General features: G+C 61.3%; 13 protein-coding genes and 1 pseudogene. 11 read left to right on the forward strand and 3 right to left on the reverse strand.

The window, feature by feature from the left end:
- Window positions 1-79: 79 nt before the first annotated feature.
- Together ABSL23_RS01040 and ABSL23_RS01045 are read right to left on the reverse strand one after the other, a co-directional pair.
- Entirely contained in the window at window positions 80-1,525 is a 1,446-nt protein-coding gene (locus tag ABSL23_RS01040; RefSeq protein WP_353633337.1) for an orc1/cdc6 family replication initiation protein, read from the reverse strand.
- A gap of 1,402 nt (window positions 1,526-2,927) precedes the next feature.
- The gene (locus ABSL23_RS01045; protein WP_353633338.1) at window positions 2,928-3,500 is read right to left on the reverse strand and encodes a hypothetical protein; all 573 of its coding nucleotides are present in this window, start codon (window positions 3,498-3,500) and stop codon (window positions 2,928-2,930) included.
- Window positions 3,501-3,618: 118 nt separating this feature from the next.
- Here ABSL23_RS01045 and ABSL23_RS01050 point away from each other — a divergent pair, with 118 nt between their 5' ends.
- Window positions 3,619-4,029: a transcriptional regulator gene (locus ABSL23_RS01050; protein ID WP_353633339.1), complete on the forward strand. Its 411-nt coding sequence runs from the start codon at window positions 3,619-3,621 to the stop codon at window positions 4,027-4,029.
- A 770-nt stretch (window positions 4,030-4,799) separates the two neighbouring features.
- Complete coding sequence (locus ABSL23_RS01055; RefSeq protein ID WP_353633340.1) at window positions 4,800-5,249, forward strand: hypothetical protein; 450 nt, start codon at window positions 4,800-4,802, stop codon at window positions 5,247-5,249.
- A 66-nt stretch (window positions 5,250-5,315) separates the two neighbouring features.
- Here the strand turns inward: ABSL23_RS01055 and ABSL23_RS01060 are convergent, their stop codons facing one another.
- Window positions 5,316-5,978: a helix-turn-helix domain-containing protein gene (locus tag ABSL23_RS01060; protein ID WP_353633341.1), complete on the reverse strand. Its 663-nt coding sequence runs from the start codon at window positions 5,976-5,978 to the stop codon at window positions 5,316-5,318.
- A 319-nt stretch (window positions 5,979-6,297) separates the two neighbouring features.
- On the opposite strand from ABSL23_RS01060, the gene ABSL23_RS01065 reads away from it, so the two are divergent.
- The 9 genes and pseudogenes from ABSL23_RS01065 to ABSL23_RS01105 all read left to right on the forward strand — a co-directional run bounded on the left by ABSL23_RS01065 (window position 6,298) and on the right by ABSL23_RS01105 (window position 14,187).
- Window positions 6,298-7,329: an FAD-binding oxidoreductase gene (locus ABSL23_RS01065; protein ID WP_353633342.1), complete on the forward strand. Its 1,032-nt coding sequence runs from the start codon at window positions 6,298-6,300 to the stop codon at window positions 7,327-7,329.
- A 349-nt stretch (window positions 7,330-7,678) separates the two neighbouring features.
- A complete protein-coding gene (locus tag ABSL23_RS01070; protein ID WP_353633343.1) occupies window positions 7,679-8,533 on the forward strand; it encodes a hypothetical protein in 855 nt (284 codons plus the stop codon).
- 4 nt (window positions 8,534-8,537) lie between these two features.
- Window positions 8,538-10,271 carry an ATP-binding cassette domain-containing protein gene (locus tag ABSL23_RS01075; RefSeq protein WP_353633344.1) on the forward strand — a complete coding sequence of 578 codons (1,734 nt, stop codon included), beginning with the start codon at window positions 8,538-8,540 and terminating at the stop codon, window positions 10,269-10,271.
- Window positions 10,271-11,077: an energy-coupling factor transporter transmembrane component T gene (locus tag ABSL23_RS01080; RefSeq protein ID WP_353633345.1), complete on the forward strand. Its 807-nt coding sequence runs from the start codon at window positions 10,271-10,273 to the stop codon at window positions 11,075-11,077. Before ABSL23_RS01075 ends, ABSL23_RS01080 begins: the two co-directional genes overlap by 1 nt.
- Window positions 11,078-11,255: 178 nt before the next feature.
- The gene (locus ABSL23_RS01085) at window positions 11,256-12,002 is read left to right on the forward strand and encodes a 2-phosphosulfolactate phosphatase (RefSeq protein ID WP_353633346.1); all 747 of its coding nucleotides are present in this window, start codon (window positions 11,256-11,258) and stop codon (window positions 12,000-12,002) included.
- Window positions 12,002-12,802 (forward strand): PHP domain-containing protein, encoded by an 801-nt coding sequence (locus tag ABSL23_RS01090; RefSeq protein ID WP_353633347.1) that lies wholly within the window; start codon window positions 12,002-12,004, stop codon window positions 12,800-12,802. The genes ABSL23_RS01085 and ABSL23_RS01090 overlap by 1 nt, the downstream gene beginning before the upstream one ends.
- 258 nt (window positions 12,803-13,060) lie before the next feature.
- Window positions 13,061-13,396: pseudogene (locus ABSL23_RS01095) on the forward strand (hypothetical protein).
- 93 nt (window positions 13,397-13,489) lie between these two features.
- On the forward strand, window positions 13,490-13,849 hold the full coding sequence (locus tag ABSL23_RS01100) for a helix-turn-helix domain-containing protein (RefSeq protein WP_353633348.1): 360 nt from the start codon (window positions 13,490-13,492) through the stop codon (window positions 13,847-13,849).
- On the forward strand, window positions 13,846-14,187 hold the full coding sequence (locus ABSL23_RS01105) for a type II toxin-antitoxin system PemK/MazF family toxin (protein ID WP_353633349.1): 342 nt from the start codon (window positions 13,846-13,848) through the stop codon (window positions 14,185-14,187). The genes ABSL23_RS01100 and ABSL23_RS01105 overlap by 4 nt, the downstream gene beginning before the upstream one ends.
- Window positions 14,188-14,306 lie beyond the last annotated feature (119 nt).

Consider the following 14,306-nt stretch of genomic DNA (forward strand, 5'->3'; position numbering starts at 1 on the left):
CCACCACTCTATCCGAGGCCACGAGCAGTCGACCGCGGAGCGAGCAGAAGTAAGACGAATCCGATGCGGGCCGGGTCCGCTAGGCTTCGTGGCGGACCTGCGCTCTCACGACCGACTCGACTTCGTCCGTCGAGACCATCTCGATGCGGGAGTCCTCGCGCAGCGTCTCCAAGATGGTCTCCGGGCGCTCCCCGAACTGGAACTCCAAGAACATCCCCGAACTCGGGCCGTGGCTGCGGCGCTCGAAGTCCACCAGCGAGTACGTGGTCAGCTCCTTCATCTTGTTCACGTACGTCTCCTGGTGGTACTGGTCGGCGTCGATGGACTCCGTGAGGTACTGGTAGACCTGATAGCCAGTCGTGCTGCGAGCGGTGCCGCCGTCCGTTTGTGCGGCGACGGACGCCGTCGCGTACAGGCAGAGCTTCTTCTGGGTGCTGATGCCGCGGACGACCTCGAGGACGCGGTTCTTCTCGACTTTGTCCTGGGCCATCCGGACGTGTTTCTCGCGGACCTCCGCGTCGCCCTCGCGTTCGGCGAGCTCGCCGGCCACCCGCATCAGGTCGATGGCCTTCCGGGCGTCCCCGTGGGTCTGGGCGGCGAACGCCGCCGCCAGCGGGATGACTTCCTCTTTGACGACGCCGTCGTGGAAGGCGTCCTGGCGCCGGCGGAGAATCGACTGGAGCTGGTTGGCGTCGTAGTCGTCGAAGTGGACGTCCTCGGGGGTGAACGAGCTCAGTGCGCGACTTCCCACGGACTCCATCATCTTCGTGTCGTTCGAAATCGCGACGACGGAGATGTAGGCGGTGAGGTCGTCGCTAGCGCCGGCCCGCGAGAGCTGGTAGAGCAGCCGAGAGAACGCGGGGTCCTGTTTGTCGCGGCGGCCGACGAGCATGTCCAGTTCGTCGAGAACGAAGACGACGGAGTCGAAGTTCTCGTTGACGATGCGGTAGAGCTCGTCCCACTTCTCCTTGGTCGCGACGCCGTGTTTCGGCACTTCGACCTCGACGCCGGCCTCGTCGGCGGCCTGCTGGGCGAGTTCGTAGACGGCCACCCCGAGCGTGTCCAGGTCCTGGCAGTTGACCTCGACGGTGCCGAACTGGATGTCCCGGGAGTCGCAGATGCGGCTGATGTTCTTGCAGACGGCTTTCGTGATGAGGGATTTACCCGTGCCGGAGGGGCCATACAGGAAGAGGTTCGGCGGGCGGTTGTCGCCGAGCGCGACGCGAAGCATCTTCGTGACTTCCTGGAGTTGTTCGTCGCGGCCGACGATGCGGTCCTCGGAGACGACGTAGTTCGGGTCGAGGAGCGAGCGGTCGCGGATGAGGCCTTCCTGTTCGTCGAACTCCAGCAGCATGTCCTCGATCGACTGCGAGGGGGTCCCAGCGTCCTCGTCGGTGGTGGCGGTGTCGGAAGCGCCGTCAGAAGCGCCGTCGGAAGCAGGAGACCGCGCGGAGAGGTCCGTCTGTGTAGAGTCGTCTGCGGACTCCGGGTCAGGAGGGGAGCCGTCGGAGTCGTCGATACCCATGTATGGGCCCATACAGAGCAGGAGTAAAAATGTTCCCCACCCCTATCGAAGTGTGATTCGGGTAGTAAGCTGTTTACTCACGGCGATAGCGCCAGTATAGTTCGTTGCGGCGAGTGTTTCCGAACGCGCCTAACGAAGTGTTTCGGGACGGACCGTCGACGGCCCCATCGAGACGGTGGCGGAGAGACACACCCCTCTATCGATGTGTTCGAGCACTCCGGCGTGGGGACGGTTCGAAGCGGTTCAGCCGAATTGGAACCGGGATCGAGACAGCTCCTCGACGCCAGTTTCCCGGAATTTCGTAGAGAGAAGAACTGAGACAGAAATGCTGGAACTGCAGTAAGCGGTCGATCTTCTCTTCTTTTCTTCTAGCTTTCTAGAACAAACACACACACACACACCTCTATCGAAGTGTTCGAAGTGTTCAGCAAGCGGCGTTATCTGTCCTCCTCTACTGCACATAATTCTCGGCGGTCTCGTGTCGGTAATTCCGTTCTCATCCACCTTCTACCGTCCGCTCCATTCGCTAAACCGGCTCGAAACCCGCTCTCACTGTCCACTCTTTCCGTTCTGCTCGACTACTCGCTCGCACCACCCTGAACTGAACACATCGATAGAGGGGTGTCTGTCTACTCTCGGTCTCCTCCCTCGAACCAGACCACTCCCGCACTCTCTCACCATCCCGTTCCTTCTTACTGGCACTCACGAGGAACACATCGATAGAGGTGTCTCCATCTATCTCTCGACGAATCGTACTGCTCACCAAGTCTTAACCAACATCGACAATAATACCGTGTCTCTGTTGGTTAACAATAGCAGTAGTCGCTAGCGCTATTTCTTTATTCAGAATGGGTACGAAATGGGGTAGTTGAATCGGTAAGTAGGAATGCGTATATCCCGCCGTTGCGGAGAGACCGAGCAACACCGCCTATCGCCCAATTTATTGCTGATGCGTGAGTGATAGAGAGTATGCCTGATTGGGTGGGTGTGATTTTCGGACTACTCGTTATGCTCTTTGGGGTTTTATCAGTAATTAACCATCCAATTGTAGATAGTCTCAACCGCTGGCTGAAATCAACTGGAACGAACCAACGCCCGAGTCAGATTGAGATGAGTAATATGTCTGTTGCAGTGGGGAGAGCGATGGGACTGGTTCTACTTCTCGTCGGACTACTAATCATAGCGTCCGCTACAGGCTAACGTGTGTTTATCGTGACTGATGCCCTCTCGTTAACTCGTTCGACTGTACTGACCGGGCGTTTCACCTCATCCATTGGATAAAGAAACCGTATTGGCAACTACTGCTAGAATCAACATTAGAAAATCCCTCACAGAGAAGGAAGATAGTCGATCGGCTACCCTCAAACCTGGCCAACAAGGGAAATTGCAGTCCCAATAGTTGCTATGGGAGGTGGGAAGTCACGTCGATGAGGTCGGCTTCGGTTGTCCAAACATAGAGGCGGTCGGCGTCCTCGAGCATGTCGAAGATCGCAATCTGCATCCCGCTATATGGGTCGTTAATATCGGCATTCGTGTCGATGTCGTCGGTTGTGAGGTCGGTGTACTCGCGTTTGAGGACGTAGGTTTTCTCGAAATACGTCTCGATGGCGGTGAAGTAACCTTGTTCGACGAGGAAGCCGCCCTGGTCGTGTTCGCTAACGCCGATGAGGTAGTCGGTGTAGTCAGCGAGAATTCGGAATTTGAGATACGTGTTCACCCATTCTTGGCGGATGTCGACCATCAGGAAGGCGTACGTGTCGGGGCGGCGGTTCAAGCGGTCTTTGACGAGTTGGAGGCGGTGAATTTCGGGGCGTCCGTAGCTGCCGAGGACGAAGTACGCGCTGTCGGCTGTGAAGATGGGCGAGAGTTCTGCGACACTCTGTTTGAGGGCTTCGTACTCTTCTGGAGTGAGGGAGGCGTCGTGGAGGTGTTCGTCAGCTTTCGCTGCAAGCTCGGCTGCCCGGTTCTCGGCCATATCGGGGTATTGGGCGGCTTTGCGTTTTAATGCGGCGTCTGAATTAGTGACCGATTCGGTCGTAACCGATTCGTATTTGGACGTAATGCTTAACTGGATTCTCCCCGAATACGGGAGTATGAGCGCGCCAGACCAGCCCACGAACGACATCGACGGCGTCCGGGAGCGGCTGAACGTCGTCACCCAGGAGACGCGGTTCGCCCTGATTCAGGACGTCCTCGGGCATCCCGAGCAGCTGCCGACGCTGAAGGAACTGGACTACGTGAACCCGAGTAAGAGCCAGACGACGATCCGCCAGCACCTCCAAGAACTCGTCAACGTCGGCATTCTCGAGGAGGTCTCACTCCCGAAAGACCAGCGGCAGAACGACCTCCCGTACAAGTTCTACGGGCTCAGCGACGAGGGTCGGAAATTCCTTGACGAACACGGCCTCCTCCGAGCCGAGGACACGCTCGCAGACGTCTACGATAGCGTCGAGAAGACAGACACCATCAAGCGGTACGAAACCGCGCCTCGGCCCAAGCACTGATCAGTCGTCTCATTTTTTCTGGTAGAATGTACTAGGATACCAGTCCCGTCTACGCCGGCCAAATCCGGGTTCTTGTTCGCCTCTAGGAATTCGGTCACACTCCAAACTAGCTGCGGCTACTCCGTATTCTCAGCGAGAATCGGCCAGCTAGCGAAGGCAGTTATGAGCAGGAACGCTACGAGTAGGACGATATTCAGAACGCCGTGCTCTCCCTGCGCAATCTGGAATCCTTGAATCATAGCGCCAAGGAGCCCCATTACCGCAGTAACGATCATCGTCCACCGACTGACTGTCACAGGTTCGGCCATGGAGAAGAACTCTCGACTTTGACATCTATCGCGCTGGTCTTCCGACTGGCAAATTGGAGGATGTACCGAACGGTTGGTCACCTGTACTGACCGGCCGTTTTACCCCTTACTCTGAATAAAGAAACCGTATTGGCAACTACTGCTAGTAGTCACCGAACATGCCCAGTCGCTGCTCGCGGAACTGGCCCCGGAAGAGATCGCGTCCGGTATTGCTGATATGAAGGCACGGATACAGGAATGGCGTGAGGAATATGGTGTCGATTCACCCGAATAATTCGCCCGTGAACGAGACGTCGACGACGTCGATAGCGACTACGGTGCCCGCCTCACGGAATGGCAAACGACGCGACGCAACCTCGCACTCGCACAAGCAACACTCGCAATCGCTGAAGCAAGCAATACTGGCCACCTGACTGGCACAGATACCGACGATGAGGGCGATAGCGATGCATCCATCGTCGTATGACCAACGACGAGACACCTTCTCAACAGTCTCAGCCGGTCGAGCAATCCGAGGTATTTGGGCCGATTGACGCCGGGGCGTTGCGTGAGATTCGAGACCTGGTCATGGAGCAGGAGCCGCTGGCCGAGACAGCGTCACTAGACGACCCGTTGAATCCACAGACGCTCTCGGTCGAACTGTCCGACGGAGTCGGTGCAGCGTCAACTGCTCGGATCGACATCCGGTGGAGTCTCACCGAGAACTATGCGATCCACTATACGGACGACCGGAATCAGAACTTCCGGTTCGATTGCCACCCGAAACCGGACGCGCCGAGTCGTCTGGTCGGGGAATCCTGTATTGCTGTGTCTGAGGCCGGCCTCGTGACGCGAACGATTCTTCAGCGGTGGCGATACGCCTATGCTCACGAGACGTTCGAGGGAATTAACGACGCTGAGGACCCCCCGTGACATCCTCCTCGCGGTAAACGGCGAGGCTTCCATACTGCAGGTGGGTTGCTAGGCTACTTCGGCTTGTCAGTCCGAGAGGGCGGGCGTCTCTGTTTCGGCGACCTCGCCGTCGGTGTGGTAGTCTTTGATGACGTGGCCCTCGGCTCGATGGAGGAGTTCGCTGCACGTCGACTTCGCCATCCCGAGGTCGTCGGCGAGTTCGGCGAGCGTCGTCTCGCGCGGCGTGTCGTAGTAGCCTCGCTCGACGGCCCTGTCGAGCACCCACTCTTGGCGGTCAGTCAACAGCGACCCCGAGTCGGCGTCTTGGCTGACGCGTTCGACGGTGTACGGGATGCCGTAGTCGCCGAGCGTCTCAGTCAAGTCCGTCATCGTCCCCGATGGAACGGTGAGTTCCAAGAGCAGCTCGCCGTCCTGAACCTCGAAGGGCAGTTGCAGTGGGACGCCCGAATCCTGTATCGACTGCAACATGAGCGGGGACGTGGTTTCGAGTTGAATCCGGGTCGCGTTCGGGCCGTCGTCCAGTATCGTGAGGTCAGTGACGGCGTCGTAGTCGCGGAACGACTCGACGATGGTGGTTGCGTCCTCGCTGTGGAGTTCGATGTGTGCGACGCCGACGTCGTCGTTCACGGTGGCGGCGGTGACGCGGAACACCGTCTCGGGGAACGTCTGTGAGAGGTCACTCATCCAGACCAAGTCCGGGATGGTAATACTGAGTTTCACGTAGGGCATGCGTTTGATGGGGGGAGTTCTCGTCTCGCCGAGAGTCGTCGTACCATCCCCTAGCGGGACGACCCAAAAGGAGGTTCGTGTGAACATATTCGACTCTCAATCTAAGTGCGACCGCGGGGACGACTGCTATTCCCCGCGGAGATTCGACCACCGAGCCTACTCGAAGCACGCCGTGACCAATACGCTCACTGGGAACCCACGGACGGTTATCAGCCCTCCTCTCAATTGGCCACGAGGTTCTCTCCTCTCTCGCAGACACAGTTTGATGCGTACTTGAGTTCCCCCAACGTTCACGTATCCATCTCTCTTTTACTATCCGATGACAGTTCGGGAGCACAACTCTCAACACGAACACGCGCAGTCGCTCCCGCTCCTCTCGGAGTCGGCCACAGTCACGGCCGTGAATGCGATGGACCGAGACCGCCGGAGCGAAATCCGACGCAAGCTCCTCGCAGTCGGCGCGCGGCACGGATTCGAGGACGCGATACCAGACGCCGGACCGATCGATTGGACTGCGGTCTTCGAAGCCGCAACGAGCGCCAATCGGCGACTCGCACCCCAAATCGGCGCGTTCCGCGACCGATACGAACGCGCGCATCCCGCACTCGTCAGCGTCACCCTCGACGTGGACAGCCCCGTCGACTTCGCCGCCGGCCAGTACATCTCGCTTCGGTACGACGGTCGAACGCGACCGTACTCCGTCGCCAGCTCGCCAAACCGAGACGAACTCGAACTCTGCATCCGGCGCGTTCCCGACGGCCGGCTCTCACCGAAACTGTGCGACGACCTCTCGGTCGGCGACAAAGTCACAGTTCGCGGGCCGAACGGCCACCTGCTCCTGGAGAACCAATCGAAACGCGACCTGGCATTCCTGGCGACTGGCACCGGCGTCGCACCGATGAAGAGTATGCTCGATTACCTCTTCGAAGACGGACGCGACACACACCGAGGCGAGCCACGCGACGTCTGGCTGTTCCTCGGTGCCGCTTGGGAAGACGACCTCCCCTATCACGGCGCCTTCCAAGACCGCGCAGCCACCCACGACAACTTCCACTACGTCCCCTGTCTCTCCCGGGAGTCGTGGCTCGCCGACTGGACTGGCGAGACCGAGTACATCCAGGACGCGCTCTTGAAATACGTCGAGGAACGCGCGCTGGACGACGCCGTGTTCGGCCAACACATCGCGGAGCTGCTCCGTACCCGACCAGACGTCGACATCGAGGCGCGAATCGACCCCCATGAACTGGAGGTGTACGCCTGCGGTATCAACGCGATGGTCTACAGTCTCGAAACTGCAGTCACGCGACTCGGCGTCCCCACCAATCACGTCCACTGCGAAGGATACGGGTAACCCCGTTCTCCACACAGTTGCACGGCGGCACCTAGCGTACGTTCGTCTACGCGCGCAGCGCGTCGCCGGCGCGGCGCGCAGCCCGGACGCCGGTCCACAGCTTCGGGTGTGCGGAGGTAGACACGGGAGACACCTTCCGGAACGCGTATAAACTGTGTTACTATGAATGCTCAACAGTCCTCCATACCACGGGTGTCGTTCGACGCGATTCCGGTGGGTTCGCGGACTCGGTCTCCGACGGTGGAACCAACCGGTAAATAGTGGTATGCGTCGCGGGAACGCGTCCATAGTGGTCAGTACGGATATTATAATTATTCAAATATGAAATTGGGTTGCGTTCCAGTGTAGCATGAGCACACTCTCGGCCGGTACGGAAAGTCGATTCTCGTTCGGCAAACAGGACATGATGGTGTTCATCCTCGTCATGTCCCTCACCGGATTACAGAACGCGTTCACGGAGATCATGCCCGAGTTCACGGTCGGGCCGCTCGAACTGGGGGTCGGCGGGTTCATCTTCATCCCGATTGTGCTGGTGTTGCTCTTCCGGACCTACTGGGCAGCACTCGCAGTTCCCGTCGGCGAAATCGTATTCGGGGAAATCCTGCTCGGCGAGTTCGACGGACTCGGCGCCATGGAAGGACTGCTACTCATCCCAGTCTGTTACTACTTCGCCGCGAAACTCCTTCAAGACCCGGAAAACACCACGCAACTCGCTATCGTCGTCTTCCTGGCTGAAGCCCTCGAGGAGTTCTTCGCTACGTTCATCGACATCGGGAAAGTCTACGTCGGCGTCGAAGAACTGGAAGCCGTCCCCGGCCTCCCGGAGAGCATTATCGTGCTCGAAGGCGTCGACTTCCTCACCCAGATGCTCATCACGGGCGTCATCTTCGGGGTGATTCCCGCGCTGTACCTCTACCCCAAGCTCCACGGTAAAGTCGAGCCGCTGCTCGGCATGGAGCCGTTCGAGGGCGAGCGCGGCGCGTCGATGCTTCGCGGCTTCTCGGTGAAGGCCCTCGCGGCGGTACTGGTCGCGTTCCCGATCGCGTTCGCCGCCGAGGCAGCCAGTGAAGTCGGCGGCGCCGTCAACGTCGTCTGGGAGCCGGAGTTCCTCGCCGTGTACGGTCAGAGTTACATCGCGGTCCCGATTGTGGCGTCCGCAGTCGTCGCCGCCGTAATCTGGTACCGAGCGACCCGGACGGCGTGAGCCGATGGCAGCCACTCACACCTCCCGCATCGACGTCGACGGGCTACGATTCCAGTACCCCGGCACCGACGACGCCGTGCTGGCCGGCGCGGACCTGACCATCGAACCCGGTGAGTTCGTCGCCGTCATCGGCGGGAACGGCTCCGGCAAGACGACGCTATGCAAGTCGTTCAATGGCATCGTCCCGCACTTCTACGAGGGTGACATGCAGGGAAGCGTGACTGTCGCCGGGAACGACGTCGCCGCGAGTTCCGTCGCGGAGCTCTCCCAGCACGTCGGCTACGTGTTCCAGGAGTTCGACAACCAGCTCGTCAGCCCGACCGTCTTCGAGGAGGTCGCGTTCGCGCCGATGAACTACGGCCACGAGGACTACCGCGAGCGCGTCCACCGCACGCTCGACCTGCTCGACCTGGACGGATTGGAGGACCGGTTCGTCTGGGAGCTGTCCGGCGGACAGAAACACCTTGTCGCGCTGGCGGCGGCACTGTCGCTTGACCCCGACATCCTCGTCGTCGACGAGCCGGCGGCCCAACTGGACCCGGTCAACGCTCGCGAGACCTACGACCGGCTCGCCACACTCAACGACGACCACGGGAAGACCGTCGTGACGATAGAGCACCAGACGGAGTTCGTCGCCGACTACTGCGACAGCGTGGTGCTCGTCGAGGACGGCGTCGTCAGCTGGAAGTTACCCGTCGAGTCGGCGCTCAACCGGCTCGACGCGTTACGCGCCCAAGATGTTCATCCACCTCAGGTCACTCGTATCGCCGAGTGCGTCCTCGACGACGAACGCCAGCTTCCGGTGACCCTCGCCGACGGCGTCGACCGACTCGCCGACCGCGACTTCGACACCGGGGTTCGAACTGACGGCGCAGCGGAGGGGAACTCGGCGGGGGAACCGATTGTCTCCTTCGACAACGTCTCGCATTCGTACGACACGCTCCGAAGCGGGACCAAAGACGTCCTCGACGGCCTCTCCTTGGACGTGTACCCCGACGAGCGGGTGGTGCTGGTCGGTAGCAACGGCGCCGGCAAGTCCACGCTGATGCAACTGGTGACCGGCCTCGAAACCCCCGACGACGGCACAGTGGCCGTAGACGGCACGGATACTGCGGGCGTACTCCCCGAGCGGCTGGCCGAGGAGGTCGTCTACGTCAAGCAGAACCCCGAGGAGATGTTCATCGACGACAGCGTCCGGGCCGACGTCGCCCACTACCTCGACGACAGGGAGTACGAAAACGTCGAGCAGCGCGTCGACGACGTCATCGAATTCCTCGACCTGGAACCGCTCCAGCACCGGGACGGCAGGCTGCTCAGCGTCGGCCAGCAGCGACGCGCGTCGCTGGCAATCGGGCTGGCGACCGACCCCTCGATTGTCCTGCTTGACGAGCCGACGGGGAGCCTCGACCTCGCCAGCCGCGAGGAGGTCGGCCGCACGATCGACCGCGCCGGGGAACGCGTTGAAACGGTCGTGATTGCGACCCACGACCTCGAACTCGCGGCGTCGTGGGCGACTCGCGTTGTCGTGCTTGACGACGGCGGCGTCATCGCCGACGGCCCGCCAGCGTCGGTGTTTGCCGACCTCGACGTCCTCGAACGGGCGAACCTGCGCCCGCCGCAGGTCGTCCGGCTCGGAAGAGAACTCGGTCTCCACCCGGCGCCACTGACCGTCGAGGCGTTCGCGGACCGACTTGACGCAGCCGCGTCGTCGGCGGAGTCGACCGTGGGGGAGCAGTGATGGCGGCCCTCGACGCCCTCCGCGATGCGACGTCCGTCGAGGCGATCAAGGCCGACCTGCTGCGCACGGCCTACGAGAATGAGGGGTCGTTCCTCCACCGCCTCGACCCCAGAGTGTTGTTGCTGTGGTACGTCGTCTTCCTGTTCGTGCCGTGGCTGTTCTACGACACCACGGTTCTTCTCGGCCTCTTGGCGTTCGTGTCGGTGCTGGCGGTGCTGTCGCGGGTCAGTCTCTTCCTCGTCGGCCTGATGGCGTTCACTGTCGCGTCGACGCTGGCGTCCTACGCCGCCGTCACCGTCTTCACCGGTGACCCGGTCGCGGCAGTCCGCGCGCTGGTTCCGTTCACGCTGAAGTTGACGATCATCTCCGTGTCGAGTCTGGCCGTGTTCTCGAGTATGGGGCCGAAGACGCTCGCGCAGGGACTGCGGAGCCTCGGGATTCCGCGCCAGTTCACGTTCCTCATCACGTACGGCTACCGGATGCTGCCGGTGCTGTTCGAGGAGTACCACGACCTCGTGAACTCGTTCCGGCTACGGAGTTCGGCCCCAGACTCGCCCGGTTGGCTCCGCTGGCGGCACTACGCCTACCTCCTGAAGCTGTCGATGCGCGCGTTCTACCCGATGATTTTCAACGTCGCCAAGCGCAGTCGCGTCACCGTCGAGGCGATGGAAGCCCGCGGGTTCTCGCACTCGCTGCACGACGAGGCGAGCACCGAGCTTCGACTCGCGGACATGCAGATTCGCCCCGTCGACGTGTGGTTTTTCGCCGGCTCGCTCGCCGTCGTCGCCGCACTCGCACTAGGGTGACCGCGCTTTCGAGGACGTGAACGGACGCGGTCCCGGCGTGGTCGCTCTCGTGTCGCGTCGACCATTCCGGTCGCGGTCTGTGTAACTACCGGGTGGACTATTGTGGCCTACATATCGGGGAAGTCAGCTGTATAGGCCTCTTAGCGGTCTTTTTGCAGTATCAGGGTGAGAGCGTCGTATGAGTCTGGTCACAGGCGAGACGCTGGAGTCGACGCTGTTGGAGACGATGATCCCGGGGCGCGCGAGGATTCCCGACGACCCCGAGCCGGGGAACTACGTCGTCGTCGACGTTGCACAGTTTTCGACGACGGTGCCGGAGCTGTTCGCGAACGGGACCGAGTACATCTACGTCACCGAGCAGCGCGGGAACGAACCGGCGTTCAAGGCCGAGCACCCGGACGCGAAAATCGGCGGCAGCTCCGGCCCGAACTACGAGGGCGAGGAAGGCTACGACTTCTTCAACTCGCCGAGTTTCGTACAGGACGTCGACGTCGACGGGCGACCGACGGCGATGACGTCGACGAACGGCGGAAACGCGGTTATGGACCTTCGCCTCGCCGGCGGTGACGATGTCGACGTCTACGTCGGCGGACTGACCAACGGCAAAGCAGTCGCCGACCATCTTGCTGGTGACGACCGCGAGACGTACTTCGTCGCTGCGGGGTCGAAGGGGAAACCGTCACCCGAGGACCTCGTCGGGGCGCTGTATATCGCCCGCCACTTGCACGGCGAGCCCCTGACGCCGGAGCAACGCGACGTCTACCGGGAGGTCGTCAAGTTCGGCAAGGGACCGAAGTACGAGGACAAGCCGCAGGTCAAGCGCACGGACCTCTACGAGTACGCGCTGGACTTCGATAGCCGTGGCGTGGTGCCGAAACTGAAGGGGCAGCGGCTCTACGACGTCAGTGACGAGGCGGAGAGCTGATGCAGACCGACGTCCACACGCACACCACCTACTCGGACGGGTCGTCCCTCGAGGCGATGATTTCGGCGGCCGAAGACGCAGGGCTGAGCGCCTTGGGCCTGACCGATCACTGCATCGTCACTGACGACGAGTTCGGCCGCCGTGCGAAGTATGACCTAGTCGAAACGTACCAGCAGCGCCGCGAGGACATCGACGCCGCGAGGGATGCGACCGATCTCCGACTGTACGACGCGGCCGAGGTGAGTTACGTCGAAGGAACCGAATCGGAGATTGCGGCGTTCCTGGAGACGGCAGACTTCGCGTACACGATCGGGAGCGTCCACTTCGCCGGCCAGTACAACTACACCAGCGCGACGCAGTACGCGACAGCGGATGCACACCAGCGCCGGGCCGCGGTCGAACGCTACTACGATGCAGTCGTCGCGCTCGTCGAATCTGAACTGTTCGACGTAGTGGGGCATCTCGACCTTCCCGAACGAATCCCCGCGTTACGGCGATACACCACTCGCGCGGATTACGAGCGGGTCGTTCGAGCGCTCACTGATTCCGAGACGATTCCCGAAGTGAATGCTGGACGCGTCCACCGCTCACTCGGCCGCGTCCATCCAGACCCGGGGATGCTCGAGCTGTTCACCGAATACGATATCCAGTTTGTGTTCGGGTCGGACAGTCACGCGCCAGCCGAACTCGGCCAGCGAGTCCCGGTCCTCCGAACACTAGCCGACACGCACGACCTCGCCTCCACCCAAGCGCACAACTCCGACCACGCAGCACGGATTCTCCAGAAAACCGACGACTGAGAAGACGAGATCCAGTGGGGACGCGTGCCCCGAGAACAGACGACAACGCCTACGACTTTAGACGACTTGGCCCGCCGCACCGACCAAGCTTGACAGCGCCCGTCTTAGCAGTTAGCATCCGGATGTCCTCACTCCGGTTCCTGACGATTTCGTTCTGGTTCACGAGCCGAGCGGCACCGCGTTCGACTCGACGACACAGCTAGGCGTCTTCTACCGTGGCTGGACGGTCGGCCGCGACGCCGACGCGGAGGCCGAGTGATGCAGCAGACGCTCACTGGCTGTGCGTTTTTGCGACGCGCCGCCCGGTACCGAGACTGGCGAGGAGCACACCTGGGGACAGGACGAGCGGGTCACCTACCCGATCTGTGTCGACTGCGCGATTCAGACGGAGCCGGATCCCGCCGGGCGCGATCACGTCGCCTGTGACGGCTGTGGACTGGTTGTCGACACGCTCGCGGCGCTCACGCGATTCCGGGTCGAACTCGGGCATCTGAAAGGCCCGTTGCAGTTGTGCGCCCGCTGTAGTCCGGGCGGCTCGCGACATGCTGGACGCGCGATTTCGAGGATCCCCTCGTTGTCACGCCGGCAGAGTAACTCCATCTCGCATCGGTAGGTAGGCACAGAACCACTCTAACCAAAGAGCCAACAAACCAAATAGCTATGTTCCAACAGGCCCAACAATAAGGTATGTCGAGCGGCGCCATCGATATCGAGGAGTTCGAGAACGCCAACGCCGACGACTTCGAGGAGCGGACCGACACCGAGCGGATCGTCCTGTTCCTCGACGAGCACGACGACCGGGCGTGGAAGGCGGCGTCAATCGCGGAACGACTCGGTCTGGAGACCGACGCTGTTAGCGCGATCCTCTCGCGGCTGAAGGAACGCGGGTTGGTGCGACACAAGCGCCCGTACTGGGCGATCACGGACGACGAGGAGCGGCTCCAATCGGCGTATCGGCTCCACCGCCTCCACGAGACGGCCGACGAACAGTACGGCGAGGAGCGGCTTGAAGACATTCAGACTGACGAGATGGAAGACGTACAGTGACGGCGTTCGAAGACCTGGAACGTGGTGACATCGTCTGGGCGAGCGACCCGCTCTCGGAGAAAGGCCGCCCCATGCTGGTGCTGGGGACGCCTCAATTCCCGACCCACGGTGTGCAGCTCATCACGGTCCTCATCTCCACGAAGACCTATCACGAGGAATCGCTCACGCTCCAAGACGACGACTACGCGGGCGACCCACTTGGGGAACGAAGCCACGTCCTCCCGTGGTCGCTTGCGACGCTTACCAGTCCTGCAGACGTCGACCACTATCTGACCTCGCTCGTCGACGACCGCGTCGAGGATGTGGCGAGCCAGTTAATCGACTACATTGCCGTCTGAGTACCGCCCTTTGTCGTGATCGCCATCACCAGTCAGTATGTCCTGTGACAGCTGATTCCCGGCTGGTCGCAGCACATGACGCCAGCGAGGGCACCAAACACGTTTTACTGATTCGCTGT

This window comes from Halobacterium sp. NMX12-1, from assembly GCF_040435975.1.
GTDB classification, from domain to species: Archaea; Halobacteriota; Halobacteria; order Halobacteriales; family Halobacteriaceae; genus Halobacterium; species Halobacterium hubeiense.

Bases quoted from the DNA above. Each gene is read 5' to 3' on its own strand.
- ABSL23_RS01050 (WP_353633339.1), top strand. From the start codon at position 3,619: ATGAGCGCGCCAGACCAGCCCACGAACGACATCGACGGCGTCCGGGAG.
- ABSL23_RS01075 (WP_353633344.1), top strand. From the start codon at position 8,538: ATGGCAGCCACTCACACCTCCCGCATCGACGTCGACGGGCTACGATTC.
- ABSL23_RS01065 (WP_353633342.1), top strand. From the start codon at position 6,298: ATGACAGTTCGGGAGCACAACTCTCAACACGAACACGCGCAGTCGCTC.
- ABSL23_RS01080 (WP_353633345.1), top strand. From the start codon at position 10,271: ATGGCGGCCCTCGACGCCCTCCGCGATGCGACGTCCGTCGAGGCGATC.
- ABSL23_RS01060 (WP_353633341.1), bottom strand. From the start codon at position 5,978: ATGCCCTACGTGAAACTCAGTATTACCATCCCGGACTTGGTCTGGATG.
- ABSL23_RS01085 (WP_353633346.1), top strand. From the start codon at position 11,256: ATGAGTCTGGTCACAGGCGAGACGCTGGAGTCGACGCTGTTGGAGACG.
- ABSL23_RS01070 (WP_353633343.1), top strand. From the start codon at position 7,679: ATGAGCACACTCTCGGCCGGTACGGAAAGTCGATTCTCGTTCGGCAAA.
- ABSL23_RS01100 (WP_353633348.1), top strand. From the start codon at position 13,490: ATGTCGAGCGGCGCCATCGATATCGAGGAGTTCGAGAACGCCAACGCC.
- ABSL23_RS01055 (WP_353633340.1), top strand. From the start codon at position 4,800: ATGACCAACGACGAGACACCTTCTCAACAGTCTCAGCCGGTCGAGCAA.
- ABSL23_RS01090 (WP_353633347.1), top strand. From the start codon at position 12,002: ATGCAGACCGACGTCCACACGCACACCACCTACTCGGACGGGTCGTCC.
- ABSL23_RS01045 (WP_353633338.1), bottom strand. From the start codon at position 3,500: ATGGCCGAGAACCGGGCAGCCGAGCTTGCAGCGAAAGCTGACGAACAC.
- ABSL23_RS01040 (WP_353633337.1), bottom strand. From the start codon at position 1,525: ATGGGTATCGACGACTCCGACGGCTCCCCTCCTGACCCGGAGTCCGCA.